This is a genomic window from Salmonella sp. SAL4457 (assembly GCF_046548235.1).
Taxonomy (GTDB): domain Bacteria; phylum Pseudomonadota; class Gammaproteobacteria; order Enterobacterales; family Enterobacteriaceae; genus Salmonella; species Salmonella enterica.
On record NZ_JBGDZO010001312.1, the window covers coordinates 1 to 237 of the forward strand.

Consider the following 237-nt stretch of genomic DNA (forward strand, 5'->3'; position numbering starts at 1 on the left):
GACATGACCCGCGTCATGTCGTACATGGTGCTGGTCACCACCGCCTTGACGCGCTTGTCCACGGCCACCGCGTTCAGCGCCATGCCACCCCAGCCGCAGATGCCGATGACGCCGATGCGCTCGCGATTCACTTCCGGCAACAAACTGATGAAATCCACTGCCGCGCTGAAGTCTTCGGTATTGATATCCGGCGAAGCGACGTTGCGTGGCTGACCGCCGCTCTCACCGGTATACGAT

Annotated in this window: 1 protein-coding gene; it reads right to left on the reverse strand. The window is 61.2% G+C overall.

From position 1 onward, the window contains the following. A partial coding sequence (locus ACLJNW_RS28435) for an alpha/beta hydrolase (protein ID WP_410962018.1) occupies nucleotides 1-237 on the reverse strand: 237 nt, incomplete at both ends.